Here is a 22635-nt window from a genome sequence, read left to right on the forward strand (position 1 = left end):
GGATGCCCAAGGCCGCGCGCCCTGCGGGAGCGCGTGGCACCGGGCTCTCCAGCGTTAACCCGCCGGTTGCGGCAGCTCCGCGACCAGACGCAGGGAAATGGTCAATTCATCCAGCTGGAAATGCGGCCGCAGGAAGGCGGCGGCGCGGTAAACGCCCGGCTTGCCCGGCACTTCCACCACGTCGACGCGGGCTTCGCGCAACGGGTATTTGGCCTTGGCTTCCTGGCTGGCGGAGTCGTCCAGCAGCACGTACTGCGCCAACCAGGTATTCAGGAAGTCCTGCACGTTCTGGCGCGAGGCGAAGCTGCCGATCTTGTCGCGCATGATGGATTTCATGTAATGCGCGATGCGCGACACCGCGAAGATGTAGGGCAGCTGAGTGGACAGGCGCGCGTTGGCGTTGGCCGAGTCGGTGTTGTAGGTCTTGGCCTTTTGCACCGACTGGCCGCCGAAGAAGGCCGCGTAGTCGGTGTTCTTGCAGTGCACCAGCGAGATGAAGCCCAGATCGGACAGCAGTTTTTCGGTGCGGTCGGTGATCGCCACCTCGGTCGGGCACTTGAGCGCCACTTCGCCGTCGTCGGTCTTGAAGGTATGGGCCGGCAGGCCTTCCACCAGGCCGCCGCCCTCCACGCCGCGGATGGCGGCCAGCCAGCCGTACTGGGCGAAGGCCGAGGTCAGCCGCGCGGCGTAGGCGTAGGCGGCATTGGTCCACAGGTATTTTTCGTGGGTGCTGCCGTCCACGTTTTCTTCAAAGTCGAATTCCTCCACCGGCACATTGTCGCGGCCGTAGGGCAGGCGGCCCAGCACGTGCGGCAGGACCAGGCCGACGTAGCGGGAGTCTTCCGATTCACGGAAGGATTTCCACTTGGCGTATTCGACGGTGTCGAAGATCTTGGCCAGGTCGCGTGGCTTGCCGATGTCGGTGAAGCTCTCCAGGCCGAACAGGCCGGAGGAGGCGGAGGTGATCAGCGGCGCGTGCGCGGAGGCGGCGACGTGGGACAACTCGTCCAACAGGTAGAAGTCTTCCGGGTGGCGGGTGAATTCGTAATCGCCCACCAGGCCGGCGTAAGGCGCGCCGCCGAAGGTGCCGTATTCTTCTTCGTAGATTTTCTTGAACAGCGCGCTCTGGTCGAATTCCGGCGCCGCCTTGAAGTCCTTGACCAGGTCTTTCTTGGAGGCGTTGAGCACCTTGATCTTGAGCATGGTGCTGGTTTCGGATTCCATCACCAGGTATTTGAGGCCGCGCCAGGAGGCTTCCAGTTTCTGGAAATCCTGCTGGTGCATGATCTCGTTCAACTGCGAGGAGATCAGCGCGTCGATCTCGGCGATGCGCGCGTCTATGCTGGCGGAGAGATCGCGCGATACGCTGACGCTGCCTTCCAGTACTTGGTCGACCAGTTCGCCGATCAGATCGCGGGTATGGCCCTTCTCGCTGTCATTGGTGGCAACGCGGCTTTGCTCGATGATGGAATCGAGCAGGCTGCCGGACGCCGCCGGTGCTGCGGCCGCGCCGGCCTCGAGTTGTTGTTCTGCGCTCATCTATTACTCCCCTGCTTTGTCCGGATGCGCGGCCTGGCTGATTTGCTTCAGCTTTTCGGTATCGCGCACCACTTCATCCAACAATTCTTCCAGCTTGTCGTTGCCCGCCATCTTGTTGCGCAGATCGGCCAGGCGCTTGCGCGCGTCCAGCAGCTGTTTCAGCGGCTCGACCTGGTCCACCACGTTCTGCGGCTCGAAGTCGGCCAGCTCGTTGAAGTTCAGTTCCATCGCCAGCTGGCTGCCGTCTTCCTTCAGTTTGTTGTCCACCTTGATGGTCAGCCGCGGCGCCATGCCTTTCAGCACTTCATCGAAGTTGTCGCGGTCGATCTGGACGAACTTGCGCTCCTTCATCTTGGGCAGCGGCTCCTTGCTGTGGCCGGAGTAATCCCCCAGCACGCCCAGCACGAAGGGCAGTTCCTTGGTTTCGATGGCGTCGCCGATTTCAACGTCGTAGGTGATCTGCACGCGCGGCGGGCGTACCCGCGACAGTTTTTTCTGTGTGCTTTCTTTGGCCATGATGGTTCTCTCTCAAGTTCACAAAGCTCTGGCGCCGCCTGCATTCAACAATTGCCCGCGGCTCCGGTGTTACGCCAATACTCAGGCCACGCTGCGCGACAGGCTGGAAGCCACATCGCTCAACTGAGCCACCGAAATGGACGGATCGTTCAGCCGCCGCCCCAGGATATAGGCCGCCTCGGCATAAGCCTGGTGGTTGCGCCACGGCGCCTGCGGTTCGGCCACGTCGACCACGAAACGCGCGTCCAGTTGCCCGCCCCAACACTGCGCCACGATTTGCTCATTCAGTTCACCTGGCAGCAAGGCCAGGAAACGGCCTTCCGGCCGCCGCATCAGCAGGCATTGCTCCGCCTGGCCTCCCTGGCCGGTGGTGGCGGCCTGGTACAGCGACAGCCAGGTAGCCGCGGCCAGCATGTCTTCGCCGTCGCTGTCCGGCAGCGGCAGCAAGTAGGTTTGCGCCGTCAGGCTGCCCTTGAACTTGCGCAGCAGCTGATGGTGGAAGGTGAAGGCCAGCAGCACGGTTTCCAGGTCCGGCAGGCCGCGTTGGGCCAGCAGCGCGCCCAGCCGGCTGGCCGGGGTCATCGTCATATGCCGCTCCAGCAGTTGCTGCGCCAGCTCGATGTCGGCGCTGGAGGAGGAGCCGAACCACGACTGCTCCTCAAGGAACTGCCGGCAGGCCAGCATTTCCACCGCATTGTCGATGGCGCTGCTCAACTGCTCCTTCAAGCCGGAGAAAAACAGCTCGTTGGCCAGCATCAGCACCGACAGCGGCGGCAGCGGGGTGTCGCATGGCAGCAAGGAGGCCGCCACCAGCGGGTAGTTGCGGCCGCTCTCGTCGCGACTGGGCTGCATCACGCCCAGCGATAGCCACATTTGATCGCGGCTGCGCAACACGAAGCTGGTGGCCGGCGTCGCGCGGTAACGCTCCACCGCCTCCGGCCCGCTCTCCAGCCCCAGCAGGCTCTGGGCCAGCAGCTGGTCCAGTTGGGTGGCCGCCGGATGGGTGGCGTTGATGCGGACAAAATCGCCGCGGCGCGGCAATTTGCCGAAAATGCAAAACTGCGGGGGCGCTTCCTGAGCGCGCTTGAAATTGAACGCCATGACTCGTCTCTCTCCTTACAGCGTCACGCGCTCAGGCAAGGTCAGCTTGTACAGCTTGGTCAGTTGCAGCGGGTTGACGCCACCGACCATGCGGAAATTGAATTTCACCGTTTGCGCGTCGCCATCGGGCTTGCGCAGGTTCCAGGTAAGCTGGGCGGAGTCCGGGCTGTCCTGGCTGACCTTGGCGCTGGACAGCAAGCGCATCAGGCCCATGCGGCCCGGCTGGTTGCCCACCACGCTGCTGGCGCCGCTGTAGGACACCACCTGGATGCGCGCGCCGGCGTTCTGGCCAGTACCCGGCCAGGTGAACGGCTGCCAGGCTTGCGGGCCGTTGCGGTAGCGCAATTCCTGGCCGTCCACCTCGAACACGATCTCGGACAGGCCCGGCGTCGGCGTCGGCTGCAACTCAAAGCGGGTGTTCTCACCGTCCTGCAACTGGGTGTTGGCCAGCGCGGACAGGCTGCTGACGCTGGACAGGAAGGCCGGGTTGAATTTCACCCCCATATTGCCCCAGGCGCGCGGCACCAATTGGTCGCCCTTCTTCTGCACCAGGCCGCTCAGGTATTTGTTGATGAATTTGTCCAGGGTGCCGTCATTGGCTTTGACGAAGCGGCTGATCTCCGCCACCGAGGCGCTGTTGCTGGAATCGGCGAACGGATATTTGCCGGCCAGCTGCTTCCATTGCGGCAGCACCTCATTGGCCCAGGCCTGGTTGATGTCGTTGGCCACCGGGCCCAGCAAGGCGTTGTAAGACTGGGTCAGCGGACGCACCAGCATCGGCCGCACCATTTCGCCGGTTTCCGGCGACACCTGGCTGAGCAGGCTATTGTCGACGAAGGCGGCGGTGTCGCCCAGTTCGGAGCCGGAACCGCTCAGCGTCGCCTGCAGCGCGGCGCGCGCCTGCGGGCCGGGCTCGTCGGTGCTGGAGATGGCGGCCAGCTTGGCCTTCAGCTTGGCCAGTTGGTCCAGATAGGCGTTGATCGGCGGGTTGTCGCCCTTGACCAGCTGCGCGACGCCGGCGAACTGACGGCCCACTTCGCCGTACAGCTTGCCCTTGTCGGCCTGGGCCGGCGCGCTGCCGCCCTTGAGGAATTCAGCAGTCTTTTCCAGCATCGACTGCTTGGCGTTTTCCAGCGAACGGTTCAGCTCGGACGGGTTGTCCCAGGCGGTTTCCATCGCCGCGCGCGCCAGCACCAGCTTGATCGGCGAGTTTTGCTTGTCGGACAGCCGCGCCATCGCCGACGCCGACTGCGCCGGATTGGTGAAGTCGCGAGTGGTGACGCCGATCAGGAATTTCTTCCAGGCCGCCGCGTACTGGGTGCGATACAGGGTTTCCAGCGTGGCTCGGTTTTTCTCCACGTCGCCGTCGCGGCCCAGATTGTCCTGGGTGGACGAGGCCAGCACCCAATCGTCGCTGCGGATCTCGCCCTTGCTGGCTTCGTCGATCGCGCCCTTGACGTAGCCGTTCCAGGCTTCGCGGGTGAAAGCGCCCTCCACCATCTGGCTGCCGGCGATCACGTCCAGATCGCGGTTGTCCAGGATGCGCGCCACGGTCAGCGGCGAGAAACGGGTATTGGCGCGCGCCTTGATTTCATTGAACACCCGCTCCTGCGCGGACAGGCGCTTGAAGGAACCACGCAGCACATCGCGCGCTTCGCCCACCACCTTGGCGTTGTTGTCGATCAAGGGCAGGTCCGCTTCCTTGATCTGGCTGACGTAGAAGGCCACCAGCTTTTCGGCCACCGCCATCACCTCTTCCACCGAATACTGCCCGCGCTGGCTTTCCAGATACGGCCGCCAGTAGCGCGGCAGCTGGTCTATCAGGTGCGCCTCGTCCATGCGCTTCTGCTCATGCAGCATCAGATAGGTTTTCAGCGCGTTGTAGCTGGCGTCCAGCTGCTGCGGATTGCGCTGCGGCGCGGCGGTTTCGCCTTGAGCAGCGGACGCGTCCAGCTTGGCCGTGGTGGCGCGTTGCGGCCAATCCAGCGCGCTCAGCTTGATATTGGGCAGGCCTCCGCGCGGCGCGTGCTTCTTGGGCTTGGGTTTGAACGGCGCCGGAGCGGGCGCCGCCACCGCCGGCTTGGCCGGCTCGCTCACCACCGGCGCCGGGGCCGGCGCTTCGGGCTTCAGCGCCACCAGCGTGGTTTCCAGATTGCGCTGCACCGGGCGCAGCATCACGTCCTTCAGGCCGGCGAAATACTCGCGGCGCAGTTGCGGTTCCAGCTCCTTGCCCTGGTACAGGCCCAGACCGATCTGCCACGGCGCTCCGTTCTTGCGATAGGCCTGCAGTTCTTCCAAACGCTTTTGCAGGATTTGCAGCGAGCGCAGCTTGTCGTACAGCTGACCGCTAGCGGCCAGTTTCTGCGCCTGGGCGCGTTCCGCCTTCACCTCGTCCAGCAGGTGCTGGTTGCCGATGAAGGACCAGGTCCAGAAGCTGGCCAGCGCCGCCAGCGACAACACGCCGGCCGCCATGCCGATCAGGCGCCAGCGGCTGCCGCTGGGCTTGGTCTGGCGCGAAATCAGGTGTTGATCCTGGAACAGCACGTCGCGGAACAGATTGCGCAGGAAGAAGCTATAGGACGCGGGCGCCTGCTTCATGTCCTGACCGCCCTTGTTCAAATCGAACTGACCTTGCACCCGATTGGCGGCGACGATGCGCGGCACGCCTTCTTGCAGCGCGCTGGTGAAATAGAAGCCACGCAGCAGCGGGCGCGCGTGGTAGGGGTCTTCCTCGTGCAAGAGCTTAACGAACTTGACCACCGCCTCTTTCAGGCCGTGGAATTCGATGGGGAAGGCGAAATGGGCGGGCTTGATCTGGTCGCCGCGATACTGGATCAGCTTTTCCTCGCCGGCCTGCACCAGGCCGCGGTACAGCAGTTCAAACTGCTGGCCGGTGACGGTGGCGATGTCGAAGCCGGCGCCTTGATCGGCGCTCAAGGTCGCGCCCCAGACCCGCGCGCGTTCCTCGTCGTCGGCTTCCTGGAAGAACTGGGCGAAGCCGCCCAACAGGTCCAGCTTGGTGAACACCAGATAGATGGGCACCAACAGGCCGAAGGTATTGCACACCTCATGGATGCGCTCGCGGATCTGGCGCGCGTACAAGGTGAAACCTTCGCTATTGTGCTGCGCCAGTTCCGGCAGGCTGATGGCGATCAGGATGCCGTTCACCGGCGCCTTGGCGCGGTGCTTTTTCAGCAGCTTGAGGAATTCCAGCCACTCCACCCGGTCCTCGCTCTGGGTCGCGTAACGGCCGGCGGTGTCCAGCAGCACGCCCTCGGTGGAGAAGAACCAGTCGCAGTTGCGGGTGCCGCCCACGCCCTGGATGCCGCTCTTGTCGCTGAACGGAAAGGTGAGGCCGGATTGCAGGATGGCGGAACTCTTACCCGCCGCCGGGTGGCCGATGATCATGTACCACGGCAGCTCGTACAGCGCGGCGCTGCCGCTGGCGGAACCCAGCTTGGATTTTTTCAGCGTATCGATGGCGCCCAGCAGCCGCTGGCGCAACAGGGTAACCTCGGCGCGCTTGTCGGAACTGGCGTTGATCACCGCCTCGTCCGCCTGCTTGCGCAGCATGCGCTCCAAGAGGCCACCGGCGCGGCGCGCCAGCACCTGGCCCACCAGCAGAGTCAGCACCCAGAACAACATGACGCCGATGATCCAGCCCAAGCGGGCCTCCAGCGACTCCAGGCCCAACCAGGGGCCCAGGAACCAGATCAACGCGATCAGGATCAGGAACCCGATTGCAGAAGCCACTTTGGCGTGACGCAACCAACCTTTCATAAACACCCACCACCTTCTTGTAAGCCGTTATTTTTTGAGCAGGGACTTGAGCGAGCCGGGCCTCTCAATATGCCCGAAGTCCTTGAAGCTCCAGTTACCGCCCCATGTCAGGCCGGCTGCAGCAGCTTCCTCCCCCAGCGCGGTGTAAGCCTGCATCGCCCAGGGGTCACGTTCTGAAATCACTACCTTGCCCGCGCGGATCGGCGCCAGGTCCACCGCCAAGCCGTATTGATGCTTGCTCTGGCCACCCTTGGCCTTGGTCACCAGCGTGGCCTGCCCGGCCAGCGAATCCTGGCGCTCCGGGCTGCGGTAGCCCTCCAGCAGCACCATGGGAAAGCCCCGCGCCTTCATTTTTTCCATCACCCGCAGCACCACCTGCACGAACTCCGGATTCAGCTTGCTCCAGTCGCGGTCGGCATGGCCCAGGCTGGGGCGCTCCGCGATGACATTGACAAAAGCTTCCGGCGGCAGCGGCGGCGGCGGCACCAGTTTTTCTTCCAGCAGCGTTTGTTTGATTCTGATGCCCTGGGCATACTCGGCCGCCTCGAACTCCGGGCTGCGGTGGAAGCGGTTCAGCTTCAGCGTGATCGCCACCGCCAGCGCCACCAGCAGCAGGGACACCACCGGCAGCCACACCCGCCAGTAGCGGGCGGCCACGCCCGGCGCTCCGCTCGACACACGCAAAAAAGCGGCGCTCAATGCCCGCTTTTCATTCGAAAGCGCAGGAGCCGCCGCAGGCGTGTCCGCTACCGGCGCGACGGCCTTTGGAGAGCGCGTTCCCTCCAAGATGCGGGGCTGTCCCAAGAAGAACTTCCAGCCCAGCCACGACAGCAGCGAGACGATGCCAAACACAAGGACTGGCAGGATATAGTTAAAATGCATTTTGACGCAAAACAGTAAATGACATTACAATTTAAATCAATAGCTTGAACGACCCAATCGCGAATTTTGACGCCAATATGCAAATTAAATTGCCAGCTATCATGCATTCCAATTAAACCAAAAATTTGGGATACTTTCGATAGCAGATAGTCACAAATCCAATCGTTAGGAACCGCCGTCATGACGAAAAAACGCCCCCATTGGCAACGCGCAGCAGTCTTGTTTTCCGCCGTTGTCATAGCCACTCTGACCGCTTGTTCCAGCACCAAAAACATAGACATCAAGGCCGAGGGAACCCCCACGCTAAACCGCGACGCCAAAGGAAAACCGCTGTCCGTGGTGGTGCACGTCTACCAGCTGAAAAACCAGCAGGCCTTCAACCGCCTGACCATGGAAGCGCTGGCCAGCGGCAAACCCGAATCCGAGCTCCTGGGCGATAGCCTGATCAGCAGCAAGGAACTGACCTTTTTGCCAGGTGGTAAAGTGACGCTGGATGACGTCACCATTGAAAAAGACGCACAGTTCATCGGTGTCGTCGGTTTCTTCCGCCGTCCGGACCCCAATTTCTGGCGCCTGTTGTATGACGCCGACACCGTCCGTAGCAAGGATCTGAGCTTCCGCGCCGCAGAATGCCACTTGGAAGCCATCAAGCCCAAGGCCTTGACCATGCCCGGCCAGCCCTCCACGCCCAAGGTGGATTGCGCCGCCAGCCGGAACTGAGGCGCCACCGGCCATAGAGCGCGACGCTGAAAATTAACAAAGCCTTTTGCATGACAAGGACAAAGCGCTGCTGCAAAATGTCGCGCATTTTAGCGATCGTGTACACAGTTTGAACAGGGTGTTATTACCGGCTGCGCCCGGCCCCAGACGGGATTTGGCCTTGCCGGGCAAGCCGCCCGCAGCCGCCGCGGCCAAGCCCGGCGAACCCGCTGATGAATTTTCAGCGCCCATTGAATTTGAAATTGCAATCCAGACAAGGTGTATCAGTAATGCAACAAGCCAAACGAGTGCTATGGGGCGAAGGCATGTTCCTGCGCCCGCAGCACTTTCAGCAGCAAGCCCTCTTGCTGGAGCAGCACCTCTCCTCGCGGCAGCAACTGAGCAACCGCCACGCCTGGGGCGTGCAGCAGATCACGCTGGATGAGCAGGCGCTGAAGGGCGGCACCGTCCGCATCGACGCCTTGTCCATCCTGTTTCGCGACGGCACGCTGTACCAGGCGCCGGTCAATGCGCCGCTGCCCTTGTCGCGCGACCTGAACACCTTGCCGCAAGCCGGCATCAAGACCACGCTCTACGCCTGTCTCGCCCATATGCAGCCCTATGGCGGCAATACCCGCAGCGGCGAGGCGATGTCCCGCCCCACCCGCTTCCAGAGCGCCAATGTCGAAGTGGCCGACCTCTACACCCAGGCGCTGGACGCCGACCTGTCCACGCTGGAACTGGACGTGCGGCTGATGATCGAGGAAGAAAACCGCGATGGCTACGACGCCATCCCGCTGTGCCGGCTGGAAAAGGACGCCACCGGCCAATGGAGCCTGGCCGGCGGCTTCATCCCGCCGCTGGTGACGGTGGAAGGCTCGCGCGAAGTCAGCCACATGCTGCGCCGCCTGCTGGACATCCTGCTGGTGAAGAACCAGGCGCTGTCCGGCGGCCAGCGCGAACGCGCCAAGAACGTGATGGAGTACAGCTCCAGCGACATCAGCTCCTTCTGGCTGCTGCACACCGTCAACCGCAACTTCGCCAAGCTGCGCCACCTGTCGCTGGCCAGCCCGCTGCATCCGGAAGAACTCTACCTGGCGCTGGCCGAATTCTGCGGCGAGTTGCAGACCTTCTCCACCCACTACACGCTGTCCGACATCCCGGCCTACCGCCACGACGACCTGCACACCGTGCTGCCGGCGCTGGACGCGCAAATCCGCGAACTGCTGGAAACCGTGATTTCCTCGCGCTACGCCATCATCCCGCTGCACTCGCCCAAGCCGTCCTTCTACATCGGCCGGCTGGAAAGCGACCGCCTGCTGGAAAACGTCGATTACTACCTGTCGGTGCAAAGCGAACTGCCGGCCAGCCAGATCATCGACAGCGTGCCGTTGAAGATGAAGATAGGCGCGCCGGACGACGTGGAAAAAATCCTCAACTCCGCCATGCGCGGCGTGGCGCTCAGCCACGCGGCGCAAACCCCGTCCGCCATTCCGGTGCGGGTGGGCAACCACTATTTCGCGTTGGAGCCGCACGGCGAAATCTTCAGCCGCATGCTGCAATCGCGCAGCATCTGCATCTACATGCCGCAAACGCTCTCCAACCTGACGCTTGAACTGATCGCCGTATTCCGCTGAGACCGCCATGAACCAAACCGCCGCCACCCCTCAAGAACGTCCGCTGGCCGTGGCCGCCGCCGCGGCCCCCACCCTGCGCGAAATGCTGGAAGACGGCATCTACCTGCTGTTCCTGCTCAAGGACGGCAACGCCCCCAGCAGCGCGGTGGAATTCAACCGCCGCGTCGACCAATTCCTGAACCAGTACGAGCGCAATGCGCGCAACTTCGGCAAGGATCAGAACGCCATCAACCACTCCAAGTACGCGTTCTGCGCCTTGATGGACGAAATCATCCTGTCGTCGGAATTCGACATCCGCGACGAATGGGAACGCATGCCGCTGCAACTCCGCCTGTTTGGCGAGCACCTGGCCGGCGAGGGCTTCTTCAACCGCCTGGAACAGCTGCGGCTGGAACCGGCCACCCATATCGAGCCGCTGGAAGTGTTCTATACCTGCCTGCTGCTGGGCTTCCAGGGCAAATACCTGCTGGAAGGCCAGGAAAAACTGGGCTATCTGACCCACAAACTGGGCCAGGAAATCCAGCAAGTGCGCGGCGGCAAGGCCGAGTTCGCGCCCAACTGGCAACTGCCGCAACGCTTCCAGGCCTTTGTGCGCCATGAACTGCCGCTATGGCTGTACTTCGCGCTGCTGGCCGTGGTGGGCGCCGGCATCTTCGTCGCCTACCGCTGGTTGCTGTCCAGCCAGATGCAAAGCATTTTCGGCCTGTAAGCGATGAACCGCCGCCACGCCCAGCTGCTGCCATCGGTTCTGGACCGGCTGTTGGACGATCAGCCGGACAACAGCCATGGCGCCGAAACCATGCTCTACGAGCTGGCGCAGATCAAGCGCTCGCTGGCGCGGGATCTGGAAGCGCTGCTCAACACCCGGCTCGCGCCGGTGCAAGAGCTGTTCGACGCCTACCCGCTGGCCAACGACAGCATGCTGAGCTTCGGCATTCCGGACCTGTCCGGCATCAGCCTGCTCAACCCGCACGACCGCGAACTCTTGCGCGAACAACTGCGCCGCGCCATCGAAGTGCACGAGCCGCGGCTATCCCGCGTGCGCGTCAATCTGGACGCGCCGCGCGAGATGGAGCGCCACCTGCGCTTCCGCGTCGACGCGGTGCTGAAAGTGCACCCGCACCGGCCGCCGGTCACCTTCGACGCCACGCTGCAACTCTCCTCCAACGTATACAAGGTACAAGGCTGACTCAGCCTGACAGCGCCCCATGGACCTCAGCACCCTGCTCGCCAGCTTCGCCTCCGCCTTCAATCAAGACCAGCGCCTGCTCACCCTCAGCCTGGGCGACGGCAGCGTGGCGGCCGAGCAACTGCTGCCGCTGAGCCTGGCCGGCGAGGAAGGCGTGTCCCGGCCTTACGCCTACCAGTTGGTGTGTCTGTCCCCGGACGGCGCGATCGAACTCAAGACCCTGCTCGGCCTGCCGGCCCGCCTCGGCATTCTCGATGCCGCCGGCGCGGAGAGCCTGCGCTGCGGCGTGGTGTCCAAGGTGCAGAGCCTAGGCTCGGATGGCGGCTTCAGCCGCTACCAGTTGACCATCGAACCGCCGTTCGCGCTGCTGCGCCATCGCGTCAGCTCACGGGTGTTCCAGGACCTGTCGGTGCCGGACATCGTCAAACAGATCCTGGCCGAGCATCAGCAAGCCAACCCGGTGTTCGCGCGGGTGCAGACGCTGGCGTTCAAGACCGGCCCGGCGTCGCCGCGCAGCTACTGCCTGCAATACCGCGAATCCGATTACGACTTCATCGTGCGGCTGTTGCACGAAGAGGGCTATGCCTGGCGTTTCGATCATGTCGATGGCGACACCCCCCAAGTGCAGCTGGTCGCCTTCGACGACCCTTACAGCCTGCCGCCGGCCAGCGTGGAACGAGTGCGCTTCCACCGCAGCGACGCCACCGAAGCCGAAGACGGCCTGACCGAGTGGAACGCGCAGCGCCAGATCGTCCCCGCCGCGGTGGCCTTGGCCAGCTTCGATTACCAGCCGGTGCAGACCCAGCACAGCGGCGACGACAGCCGCATCGACCAGGGCCAGAACGGCAAGGCCTTGCAATCGTCCTTGCACGACTACGACCCGCAATCGCTGTACTACGCCGGCGACGCCGATCAGCTCAGCCACTACGCCCAGCTGCGCCAGCAAGCGCATGACCTCAAGGCCAAGCAATTCAGCGGCGGCGGTTCGGTGCGCGGCCTGGCCGCCGGCCAGTGGTTCCGCCTGGACGAACACCCGGCTCACGACGGCGACAGCAGCGAACAGCGCGAATTCGTCGTCACCCGCCAGACCCTGAGCGCGCGCAACAACCTGCCGGCGGATCTCAAAGCGCTGGCGGGAGAGAAAGACGCGCAACCGTTCCGCGCCGACTTCGACGCCCAGCGTCGCGGCGTGCCGCTGACCCCGGCCTACGCCCATACCGAACTGGCCAAGCCCAAGTCTCGTGGCGTGCAGACCGCCACCGTGGTGGGCCCGCAAGGAGAGGAAGTCCACACCGACCAGCACGGCCGCATCAAGGTGCAGTTCCACTGGCAGCGGCCGGACGAACACCCCAGCATCGGCGCGGGGATGGACGATAAATCCTCCTGCTGGCTGCGGGTGGTGATGCCCAGCGCCGGCGCCGGCTGGGGCCATCAATTCATCCCGCGCATCGGCCAGGAAGTGTTGGTCGACTTCATCGAAGGCGATATCGACCGCCCGGTGATTACCGGCGTGCTCTACAACGGCAGCCATGCCACCCCGGACTTCAGCGGCGCTGGCGCGCTGCCAGCCAACAAGACGCTGTCCGGCATCAAGTCCAAGGAATACCAGGGCGGCCTGTACAACGAACTGCTGTTCGACGACACCCCGGGTGAAGTTCGGGCCAAGCTGAGTTCCGAACCCGGCAAGACCCAGCTGAATCAAGGCTTCCTCACCCAGCCGCGCAGCAATGGCAAGGCCGAACCGCGCGGCGATGGCTTCGAACTGCGCACCGACCATCACGGCGCGATCCGTGCCGGCCACGGCCTGCTGCTGAGCACCGAAGCGCAGAACGGCGCATCCGGTAAACAACTGGCGCGCGAACAGGCGCAAAGCCAGCTCGATGCAGCCCTGGCCCTGAGCCAAAGCCTGGGCGACACCGCCAGCGGCCAGCAGGCCGACACCATGGAAACCGGGCCGGAGGAAATCGGCCCGGACAACGCCAAGGCCGCCAAGAAAACCGAAGGCCATCTGCAACACCAGGCCGCGGCCTTGAAAGCCTGGGAAGCCGGTTCCAACACCGACAAGGACGGCAAGACCGCCAAGGACCAAGCCGGTCAGCAGCCGCTGATTATTCTGTCCGGCCCGGCCGGCATCGCCAGCCTGAGCCAGCAAAGCCAGACCGTGGCGGCGGGAACCAATCTGGACCTGGTGGCGCAGCGCGACAGCAATCAAACCTCAGGTCGGCGCTGGATTCACAATGTAGGCCAACACATCAGCCTGTTCGTCGCCGGGGTCAAGGACCAGATCGCGCTGAAGCTGATCGCCGCCAAGGGCAAGGTGCAGGTTCAAGCGCAGAGCGACAGCATCGAGGTCACCGCGGACAAGGATGTGACCGTCACCGCCTGCAAGGGCAAGGTGGAAATCGCCGCCGGTCAGGAAATCCTGCTCACCAGCGGCGGCGGCTATATCCGGCTCAAGGGCGGCAATATCGAAGTGCACTGCCCGGGCGAAGTCAGCGTCAAGGGCGCCAGCCACGCGCTCAGCGGCCCGGCCAGCCTCAGCACGCCCACGCCCACCTTCAACAAGCCCGGCATGGGTAATCTGCAAGTGATCCACGATTTCGCCAACGGCTTCTCCATGGATCAGGGCAAGTTCGTGGTCACCGACGCATTGGGCGTCAAACACCGTGGCGTGCTGGACGAGGCCGGCAAGGCCATCGTCAATGGCTTGCCCACCGGGCCGGCGCAAGTGCAATTCCTGGGCCGTCCGCACAAGAGCGAGGCGGACATCTTCCCCTTTGTGCCGCAGCCGGAAGCGGTGCTGCAAAAGATGGGCGCGGCGGTGCAAGAACAAGCAATGAATCAGCTAAGCAGCCTGGTGGGCAAGGCGCTGCCGCCCGCCGCCGCCGGCCTGGCGCAAAACCTGGCCCAGGCCAAGGGCGCGGTGGACCAGGCCAAGGCCATGGCCTCCCAAGCACAGGCCGCGCTGCAACAAGCGCGCGACATCAAACAACTTGCCTCCGGCGCGTCCCTCCCCTCCGCCGCCGGCATGATCAAGAATATCGTTTAAGAGCCCTCCTTCGACATGAGCACCGCAGCCCAAGCCAAACCCGTCGCCGTAATCAACGGCACGCCGCAAAACGCAGCCCAAGTCATCCAACAAACCGGCAAGACTTTCGATCAATGGCTGCAAAGCATCAGCGACGGGCATCTGTCGGTGGACAGCCTCAAGACCATAGGCAGCGCGGTGCCCATCGTCGGCAACCTGATCTCGGTGGGCGATGTCATCGTCGACCTGATGGAGATGTCGGAAAAGAGCAAGAAGAAGCAGGAAGTCGATGTCTTCGACTGGCTGTTTCTGGGCGTGGACCTGGTGGGCGTGGTGCCGGCCGCCGGCGGCCTGTTCAAAATGGGCGCGCGCCCCACGCTGAAGCTGTGCGCCAGCAGCGTGCGCCGCGCCGGCGGCGACTGGCTGAAAATGGAGCTGTCCGCCTCGCTGACCCAGAAAGTGGCCAATATGTTGCCGGCCGACTTCCGCAATATGCCGGACCAGTGGGTCAAGCACGTGGACGGCAAAATGCAGAGCACGCTGGAAACCTGCGGCGGCAAGGGCAAGGTCATCATCTCGGACCTGGCCAATCTGCTGATCAGCCTGGGCTCCGGCAACTTCAGCGGCTACGTCAAACAGCACGTGCCGCAAGCGCCGGTCAAATACCACCTGGAGAAAACCAATAATCAAGGCTTCTGGGCATCGGTGGGCGCGGAACTGGACGCGCTCAACCGCGCCGCCGCCAACGCCAAGAAAGAAGCCGCCGCCGGCATGACCGTGGCCGCGGCCAAGGGTATAGACATGGCGCTGAAAGGCAGCGCCGCCGCCCGCATGATGCTGAGCCTGGGCCGCACCCTGCTGGCCTGGGCCGGCCAGCTCACCGCCAAGCTGCTGTCCATGTACTCCAGCCACCTGAAGCCCTTGCTGAACAAGCTGCTGGAAGCTTTTCTCAAACACCTGCCCAAAAAGGCCGCAGCGGTGGCCAACAAAGTCACCAACAAGGCCAAGAAAGGCACCCAGCAGCTTTATCAGGAAGTCACCAGCCGCTTCAAGGGCAAGATCAAACCGCCGCCCAAATGCGCCTGCGCCGCCTCGCCCAACAGCATCGGCTATGTGCTGGGCGAAGAATCGCTGCAACACACCGACTTCAGCCTGCCCGGCGTGCTGCCCATCATTTGGACCCGGCAATACCGCTCCAACTTCGACGGCAACGACGCCCGCGGCGACCTGGGCGCGCGCTGGGGCGTGGCCTACGGCGCGCGCTTCGACATCGAGGGCGAAGCGCTGAAGCACCACGACGACAGCTGCCGCACCCTGGACTATCCGCTGCTGCCGGTGGGCGAATCCCTGAAGGACGAGCTGGAAGGCTTCACCCTCAGCCGCCTGTCCGACACCCTGATCTCCCAGACCTACGGCCACGACCTGGTGCAGCTGTACGAGCGCCACGGCGACAGCTTCCGCCTGGCGCTGATCAAGGACCGCGCCGGCAACAGCATCGCGATGAACTTCCGAGACGGCCGGCTGATCCAGCTAGTCAGCAGCGCCGGCCATGTGGTGGATCTGGCGCATGACAAGCACGGCCGCATCGTCCGCGTCAGCCTGCAAAACCCGGAAACCGGCCTGCCGCTGCGCACGCTGGCGCAATACCAATACAGCGAGATCACGCCGCTGGCCGCGGACGCCGGCGACCTGCTGGCCGCCAGCGATGAAAACGGCCAAAGCTGGAGCTACCAGTACCAGCACCACCTGCTGACCCGCTACACCGATCGCACCGGCCGCGGCATCCACCTGGAATGGGACGGCAGCCACCTGGACGCGCGCGCCGTGCGCGAATACGCCGACGACGGCAGCCAGGACATCCGCCTGGCCTGGGACGACAATATCGACCTCACCTATGTCACCGACGCCTACGGCCGCACCACCGAGTACTACTTCGACGACAAGGGCTACAACTACCGCATCGTCTACCCGGACCACAAGGAAGAATGGTTCGACTACGACGCCCAGAAGAACCTGGTCAATCACATCTTCCCGGACGGCTCGCAAGACAGCTTCACCTACGACGACAAGGGCAATATGGTGCTGCACGAGCGCCGCGACGGCAGCGAAGTCGCTTTTGCCTACGACGCCGAGGACAATCTGGTGGAAATCACCGATCCGCTCGGCGAAAAATGGCTGCGCGCCTACGACGACAAGGGCCAGCTGATCGAGGAAGCCGACCCGCTGGGCCACAAGACCAAGTACGCCTACAACGAACAGGGCCTGCCGGTGGCCATCACCGATGCCAAGGGCGGCAAGAAGCAGATAGCCTACCGCCCGGACGGCCTACTGCAGAGCTATACCGACTGCTCCGGCAGCGCCACCCAGTGGCAGTACGACGAACGCGGCCGCGCGCAGTTGATCATCGACGCGATGGGTAGCGCCACCCGCTACCAGTACGCGGCCAACGGCACCCTGCAAGCCATCGTCCAGCCGGACGGCCAGGCCACCCAGCTGGAACACGACGCCGAAGCGCGCCTGCTCAAGCTGACCGACCCGCTGGGCCGCGCCACCCATTACGACTACGACCAGGCCGGCCGGCTGCAGGCCCGCACCGACGCCAACGGCCACAGCCTGGCCTACAAATACGACAAGCTGGGCCGGCTGACCGCGCTGCGCAATGAAAACCACCGCCACTACCTGTTCGAATACGATGCCGGCGGCCAACTGATCAGCGAAACCGGCTTCGACGGCAGCGCCACCCGCTACCACTACAACGTGGCCGGCCAGCTGGAAAAGCAGCAAGAAGGCGATATCGCCACCGACTACCGCTACGACCGCGCCGGCCGCCTGATCGAGCGCAGCGCGCCGAACAGCAAGGAAAGCTTCGGCTACGACGCCGCCGGACGGCTGTACCAGGCCAAGAACCGCTACGCCAGCCTGCGCTGGATCTACGACCCGGTGGGCAATGTAGTGGAAGAACACCACGGCTACAGCGTGGCCGGCGTCAAGGAAACCTACCGCTGGCAGCATGAGCACGACCCGCTGGGCAACCGCGTCGCCAGCGTGCGCCCGGACGGCCGCCGCGTGGACATCCTCAGCTACGGCAGCGGCCACGTGCATGGCCTGCTGTTTGGCCAGCGCGACATCGTCAACCTGGAGCGCGACAAGCTGCACCGCGAAACCCAGCGCGTGCTGGGCAATGCGCTGCAACAGCACCAGAGCTACGACAAGGCCGGCCGCCTGGCCAGCCAGCGGCTGATGGGCAGCACCCAGTGGAACCGCCAATACCAGTACGACGCCGCCGGCCAACTCACCGGCATCGCCGACAGCCGCGCCGGCCAGCTCAACTACCGCTACGACCCGGTGGGCCGCCTGCTGGAAGCCGCCACCCCCAAGGGCGTGGAAAGCTTCCGCTTCGACCCGGCCGGCAACCTGCTGGACAACACCCCGGCCGCCGACGGCCACCAGGACAACAGCCTGTTGGGCAATCTGCTCAGCCAGTACGCCGGCCGCCACTACCGCTACGACAGCCGCGGCAACCTGGTGGAAAAACGCGTCAACGGCGCGCTCACCAAGCTGGAATGGGACAGCCACAACCGCTTGTCCCGCCTGACCGCGCCGGACGGCCAGCGCACCGACTACCACTACGACCCGCTGGGCCGCCGCATCGCCAAAATCCAGGCCGGCCAGACCACGCTTTACGGCTGGGACGGCGACGTGCTGGCCTTCGAAACCCGGGACGAACAAGCAGTGCATTATCTGTTTGAGCCGGACAGCTTCGTGCCGCTGGCCCAAGTCCACACCGAAGCCGTGCGCGGCGTCAAAGTGCCCAACTGGAACCAGTACCGGCCCTACGACTCCGACCTGGACCCGCTGCGCAAACCCGCGCCGGAACCCAGCGAACCGACGGCGGTGTACTACCACCACACCGACCACCTGGGCACGCCGCAGGCGCTGACCGACGAACAAGGCGCGCTGGCGCTGGAAATGGACTACCAGGCCTGGGGCCAAGCGCGCGAAGTCATCGCCGACGCCGCCAGCAAGGCCGGCATCCGCAACCCCTTCCGTTTCCAGGGCCAGTACCAGGATCAAGAATCCGGCCTACACTACAACCGCCACCGCTACTATGATCCGGAGATTGGGCGGTTTATTTCGCGGGATCCGATTGGGTTGTTCGGCGGAATGAATAATTTCATGTACGCGACAAACCCAGTGGAGTGGGTAGACCCGTTAGGGCTCGTAAACCTTAGAACGACCGACCCCAAAAGAGGGTCGCTGACACCTATTCAAACAAGATGCTGGTATTTAAGAGAAGAAGAAAGAATCAATGCTAAATTATGCGAATGCAAGTCCCAGAAAGAAAGAGCAAGATTAGCCCACAAACTCAGAAATGAGGCTCGAATACGCGCACGACTACTCAGCAGTGACTCCAAATGGGGGACGGGCCTATATATTGGGGGGGAGGCGTCGGGCACAAAAAGAGCTGAGCCGATGCTAAAATGGAAGGATGCTATTGCTCGCGCGAAAGCCAAAGGGGCAGAAACTTCGGAAGATATATACAAAAGCATCGAAGAGTCTTCGCAAAAATCACGAGCAAGTGTAAACAAATCCCTAGAAGGCATTGATTGTAAAAAACAGCTAGAAGGAATTTAAATGAGATTCATCAACCTAGAAACAGCAGACATAAAACAAGCCATCAAAAAAATAAACGACCCCAATATTATAGAAATAATAGAGGAAGGCCTGATGCCAGAAGCAGATATTTTAATTTGCAAGCATCATGGCAAAAATTTAAACATAAAAATCGACTTGGATTATGGGGCCGAAATATGCCCAATTGATAGCTTTTCACCTCAAGAGTTAAAGGATCTAGAAAATAGCATCATTGCAAATTTGCCCTCAAATTAACCACCTTAACGTCATGTTCAGTACAAAAAAACCATACAGGTTCTATGACTCCGCACGGGTTCTACGAGTCCGCCATAGGCCTACTGCGCAAACTACCATAGAAATCAATAGCAGCGAACTATGAACACAGTCACTTCCTAACCCAATGAGATAAGGCGTCCAGTGTTAAGGAAGACTCATGGCCAACATAAATGAAATGTGGATTGATGACATCACCACATTGATCCTAAATGCCAGATCAAATGTAGCCATCACAGATATTGAAATCTAGCAAGCCATTAGTAGCATAGAGCAATTAATAAAAAATATAAAAGCAAAAAATCATTACCGATGGAGATAGAAAATATTCTCACTAACTTGCAGACTAGTCTAATAACAAGCATGGACTGGCTTAAAAATGAGAAAACCAGATGGCAATAACGGGGACCATATACGAAAGCAGACTTACTCCTCTCCGATTTGGTAAGGAACATTAACGTTCACGCAAAATAAATATCAACTCATTTAAATCATAACCAAAAGAAATTGATCAACCAGTCTCCAGCTGCAACTACCCCAGCAGCCCGCTAGGCCCACCGCCAAGACCCAGACCAGCCAGACCACGCTTCTATGGCTGGGACGGCGACGTACTGGCCTTCGAAACCCGGGACGAACAAGCGGTGCACTATCTGTTTGAGCCGGACAGCTTCGTGCCGCTGGCCCAAGTCCACACCGAAGCCGTGCGCGGCGTCAAAGTGCCCAACTGGAACCAGTACCGGCCCTACGACTCCGACCTGGACCCGCTGCGCAAACCCGCGCCGGAACCCAGCGAACCGACGGCGGTGTACTACCACCACACCGACCACCTGGGCACGCCGCAGGCGCTGACCGACGAACAAGGCGCGCTGGCGCTGGAAATGGACTACCAGGCCTGGGGCCAGGCGCGGGAAATCATCGCCGACGCCGCCAGCAAGGCCGGCATCCGCAACCCCTGCCGTTTCCAGGGGCAGTACCAGGATGAGGAATCCGGGCTGCACTACAACCGCCACCGCTACTATGATCCGGAGATCGGGCGGTTTATTTCGCGGGATCCGATTGGGTTGATGGGTGGGTTAAATATTCATAACTACACACCCAATCCAGTTAGCTGGGTTGACCCCCTAGGCTTAGCTGCGAGAAAACCACAATGCCCAGTTAGAGCTAAAGCAATTTATGCTGAAAAGCTTGCAGAAATTAGAGAGGCAACTGCAACTCATGACTACACCAACAGGCCAAACGCTAACTTAACTGTTCCCGGAGGGGTGTCCGGTGCCATTGAGCATACAAAACGAACTGGTGAACTAGTCGGTGGCTCAGATCACGTACAAAAAGGCATGCAGATTAGAAACACGTTAAAAATAACCCTAAAACAAGTAGATAACGCCTACGACCTTTGTCAAGAGCAAAAGAAAGAGCTTCACCGCCTTGCAGACCCATATGTAGCGAAATTGGATCACGCACTCAGCATGCCTGGCTTTAAAAAGAGCTAACCCATGAAAAAAATCAACATTAGCGAAATAAAAAGAAGAATTGACAATTATGGTCCATACACCTGGGAGGATCCAAGCAACATTTCTGGATTCGATTTGGCAGAAAACAAAATCCAACTCGCCCTGAGATATTATCAAACTCACATACTAGACTGGGAAAATGAGCTGCCAGATGAAATTCTTACCGATTACTTAAATGCATGTCTTTGCAGTGAAAAAGCTCATCAACAAACTCCAAAGCATCAGACAGACCTTATATCATATCAACAGTTTTCTGATGCTCTGATATATTTAATCGAAAGCCTTCACTCTTCATATGGCGCCACAGTAATTTCAAGTCACCACCCGAAGGCAACAAACACGAAAGAAGGAACATCATATTTATTAAAAAAATTCATAAATGCATACGACAAATCGCATCAACACATGACCAAACAGATTTTAAATGAGGCGATTTATTTTATATTTACATACAATCTAAAAAATGATACTGTATTTAATTACCGCCCATCAGAAAAAGAAATATCTTTTCTCAACAAAATAGAGAATGATCGAAAAGACCTTACACACGAGCAGTACGAAATAGAAAGAAAAATAGAGCTATTCACTACCGAAATATCAAAACCAGAAAATAACAATCTTGATTTCAGTTCTGCAAAATCCCTATCCAAGCAGCTGATGATAGAGCCATCTGTTTTTAATATCGCATGGCACATTAGCAAAAATCAAGCTAACTAGTAAATCATCTCTGAGCATTACAGCAAACAACTCCTTGAATTGCAAAAATTAAAATCAAAATTTCATATGGATTACCCATCAAATTCCATCAATCAGCACAAGAAAATACCTCACAACTCAGGTGAGGTTTGAACAAAAACCTTTAACACCAAAAATATGACGCTAGTAAAATGTATACACCATGACTGGTCTGGCACGGAAAACATCAGCAGCAAAGCCACCGAGGCCATCAAGAACAACACACTCGATCAAATATTATATACAAGCATTATTTTTGAAGAGCTTGAGTTCCCGCTCGTTGTCACTGGAGGAGAAATCATACACGATGTGGCTTTCTCTACTCCTCAGGTCAAAATAGAAAACGAAGGCATATTAAATTTAGTATTATCCACACTTAAACCAATGTGCTACAAATGCGTAGAGGTTTATGCAAAATCACGTCAAAACACCTAAGCCATCAGCTCAATTACCAAAAAAACACAAATACAAAATACATAAACCTCAAAGCCATACATAATTTATCAAATTGACTTCTTGCAAAGATCACAACCCATATCAACAAGCATAGCATTCAGCTCACCTGTGCAGATTGATAACACCCATATTTTTATCCTTTATTTCAATTTTTTTAACACCTCAAGCTGTAATAAAGTCAAAATCTTCATCTCTACCAGAACAACTTCACCTCTCATCGAAACAGAACATGAAGCCCGCGATAGCCGACTTTAATTTACATGACCGCGTAGGGAATTTAATAGGTAGAATTGCTACAACTTTTATTGAAGGCGAACTCTTACTCGGTAAATTTGCACCCCGCCTTCATTTCTCATTACACAAAAAGCTATTCAACGAATTTGAGTACGCCACAAACAATCAGCTGTTTGTTGAGATTGATCGACTGGAAAAAGAAATAAAAGAAATCGGCTTTTTCTTGATCGGCCCATCACCTCAAATGGGGCGAATTGAAATTGCCGACTTGCAGATCATGGGAACTGATGTGAGCTTTAGATTAAAAAACCAAGCCCCTATAACGGGAGAATCTATTGCACAATTTTTGCAAAAATGAATTGATCACTTCCCAAAAAAACAGCGAATAGCCTTGACATAAAATTGCTAGATTAGCTTTCT

General features: G+C 60.1%; 15 protein-coding genes. 10 read left to right on the forward strand and 5 right to left on the reverse strand.

Translation table 11 applies throughout. The features are described 5' to 3' along the window. Window positions 1–54: 54 nt before the first annotated feature. From tssC to ACE3QM_RS11920, 5 genes are all read right to left on the reverse strand, one after another. Window positions 55–1539 carry a type VI secretion system contractile sheath large subunit gene (gene tssC / locus ACE3QM_RS11900; RefSeq protein WP_048409785.1) on the reverse strand — a complete coding sequence of 495 codons (1485 nt, stop codon included), beginning with the start codon at window positions 1537–1539 and terminating at the stop codon, window positions 55–57. Window positions 1540–1542: 3 nt separating this feature from the next. Then, entirely contained in the window at window positions 1543–2055 is a 513-nt protein-coding gene (gene tssB / locus ACE3QM_RS11905) for a type VI secretion system contractile sheath small subunit (protein ID WP_048409784.1), read from the reverse strand. An 81-nt stretch (window positions 2056–2136) separates the two neighbouring features. Further along, complete coding sequence (gene tagF, locus ACE3QM_RS11910; RefSeq protein WP_374422105.1) at window positions 2137–3156, reverse strand: type VI secretion system-associated protein TagF; 1020 nt, start codon at window positions 3154–3156, stop codon at window positions 2137–2139. Between the two features lie 15 nt (window positions 3157–3171). After that, window positions 3172–6936, reverse strand: a complete 3765-nt coding sequence (gene tssM, locus ACE3QM_RS11915) for a type VI secretion system membrane subunit TssM (RefSeq protein ID WP_374422107.1) — start codon at window positions 6934–6936, stop codon at window positions 3172–3174. A 27-nt stretch (window positions 6937–6963) separates the two neighbouring features. Next, window positions 6964–7818: a M15 family metallopeptidase gene (locus ACE3QM_RS11920; protein ID WP_082151008.1), complete on the reverse strand. Its 855-nt coding sequence runs from the start codon at window positions 7816–7818 to the stop codon at window positions 6964–6966. 180 nt (window positions 7819–7998) lie between these two features. Here ACE3QM_RS11920 and tssJ point away from each other — a divergent pair, with 180 nt between their 5' ends. The 10 genes from tssJ to ACE3QM_RS11970 all read left to right on the forward strand — a co-directional run bounded on the left by tssJ (window position 7999) and on the right by ACE3QM_RS11970 (window position 22573). Then, a complete protein-coding gene (gene tssJ / locus ACE3QM_RS11925; protein WP_048409781.1) occupies window positions 7999–8538 on the forward strand; it encodes a type VI secretion system lipoprotein TssJ in 540 nt (179 codons plus the stop codon). A 269-nt stretch (window positions 8539–8807) separates the two neighbouring features. Further along, window positions 8808–10154 carry a type VI secretion system baseplate subunit TssK gene (tssK, locus tag ACE3QM_RS11930; protein WP_048409780.1) on the forward strand — a complete coding sequence of 449 codons (1347 nt, stop codon included), beginning with the start codon at window positions 8808–8810 and terminating at the stop codon, window positions 10152–10154. A gap of 7 nt (window positions 10155–10161) precedes the next feature. Continuing rightward, window positions 10162–10863: a type IVB secretion system protein IcmH/DotU gene (icmH, locus tag ACE3QM_RS11935; protein WP_048409779.1), complete on the forward strand. Its 702-nt coding sequence runs from the start codon at window positions 10162–10164 to the stop codon at window positions 10861–10863. 3 nt (window positions 10864–10866) lie between these two features. Then, window positions 10867–11343 carry a type VI secretion system baseplate subunit TssE gene (tssE, locus tag ACE3QM_RS11940; protein WP_048409778.1) on the forward strand — a complete coding sequence of 159 codons (477 nt, stop codon included), beginning with the start codon at window positions 10867–10869 and terminating at the stop codon, window positions 11341–11343. A gap of 19 nt (window positions 11344–11362) precedes the next feature. Next, window positions 11363–14392, forward strand: a complete 3030-nt coding sequence (locus ACE3QM_RS11945; RefSeq protein ID WP_374422111.1) for a type VI secretion system Vgr family protein — start codon at window positions 11363–11365, stop codon at window positions 14390–14392. Between the two features lie 15 nt (window positions 14393–14407). Continuing rightward, on the forward strand, window positions 14408–19006 hold the full coding sequence (locus ACE3QM_RS11950) for an RHS repeat-associated core domain-containing protein (protein ID WP_374422113.1): 4599 nt from the start codon (window positions 14408–14410) through the stop codon (window positions 19004–19006). Next, window positions 19007–19261, forward strand: a complete 255-nt coding sequence (locus ACE3QM_RS11955; RefSeq protein ID WP_374422115.1) for a hypothetical protein — start codon at window positions 19007–19009, stop codon at window positions 19259–19261. It begins immediately after the preceding gene. Between the two features lie 659 nt (window positions 19262–19920). Next, a complete protein-coding gene (locus tag ACE3QM_RS11960) occupies window positions 19921–20769 on the forward strand; it encodes an RHS repeat domain-containing protein (RefSeq protein WP_374422117.1) in 849 nt (282 codons plus the stop codon). Between the two features lie 3 nt (window positions 20770–20772). Continuing rightward, on the forward strand, window positions 20773–21507 hold the full coding sequence (locus ACE3QM_RS11965) for a hypothetical protein (RefSeq protein WP_374422119.1): 735 nt from the start codon (window positions 20773–20775) through the stop codon (window positions 21505–21507). A gap of 703 nt (window positions 21508–22210) precedes the next feature. Continuing rightward, window positions 22211–22573 (forward strand): hypothetical protein, encoded by a 363-nt coding sequence (locus ACE3QM_RS11970; RefSeq protein WP_374422121.1) that lies wholly within the window; start codon window positions 22211–22213, stop codon window positions 22571–22573. Window positions 22574–22635: the final 62 nt, after the last annotated feature.

The organism is Chromobacterium sp. (assembly GCF_041912965.1).
Lineage (GTDB): Bacteria > Pseudomonadota > Gammaproteobacteria > Burkholderiales > Chromobacteriaceae > Chromobacterium > Chromobacterium aquaticum.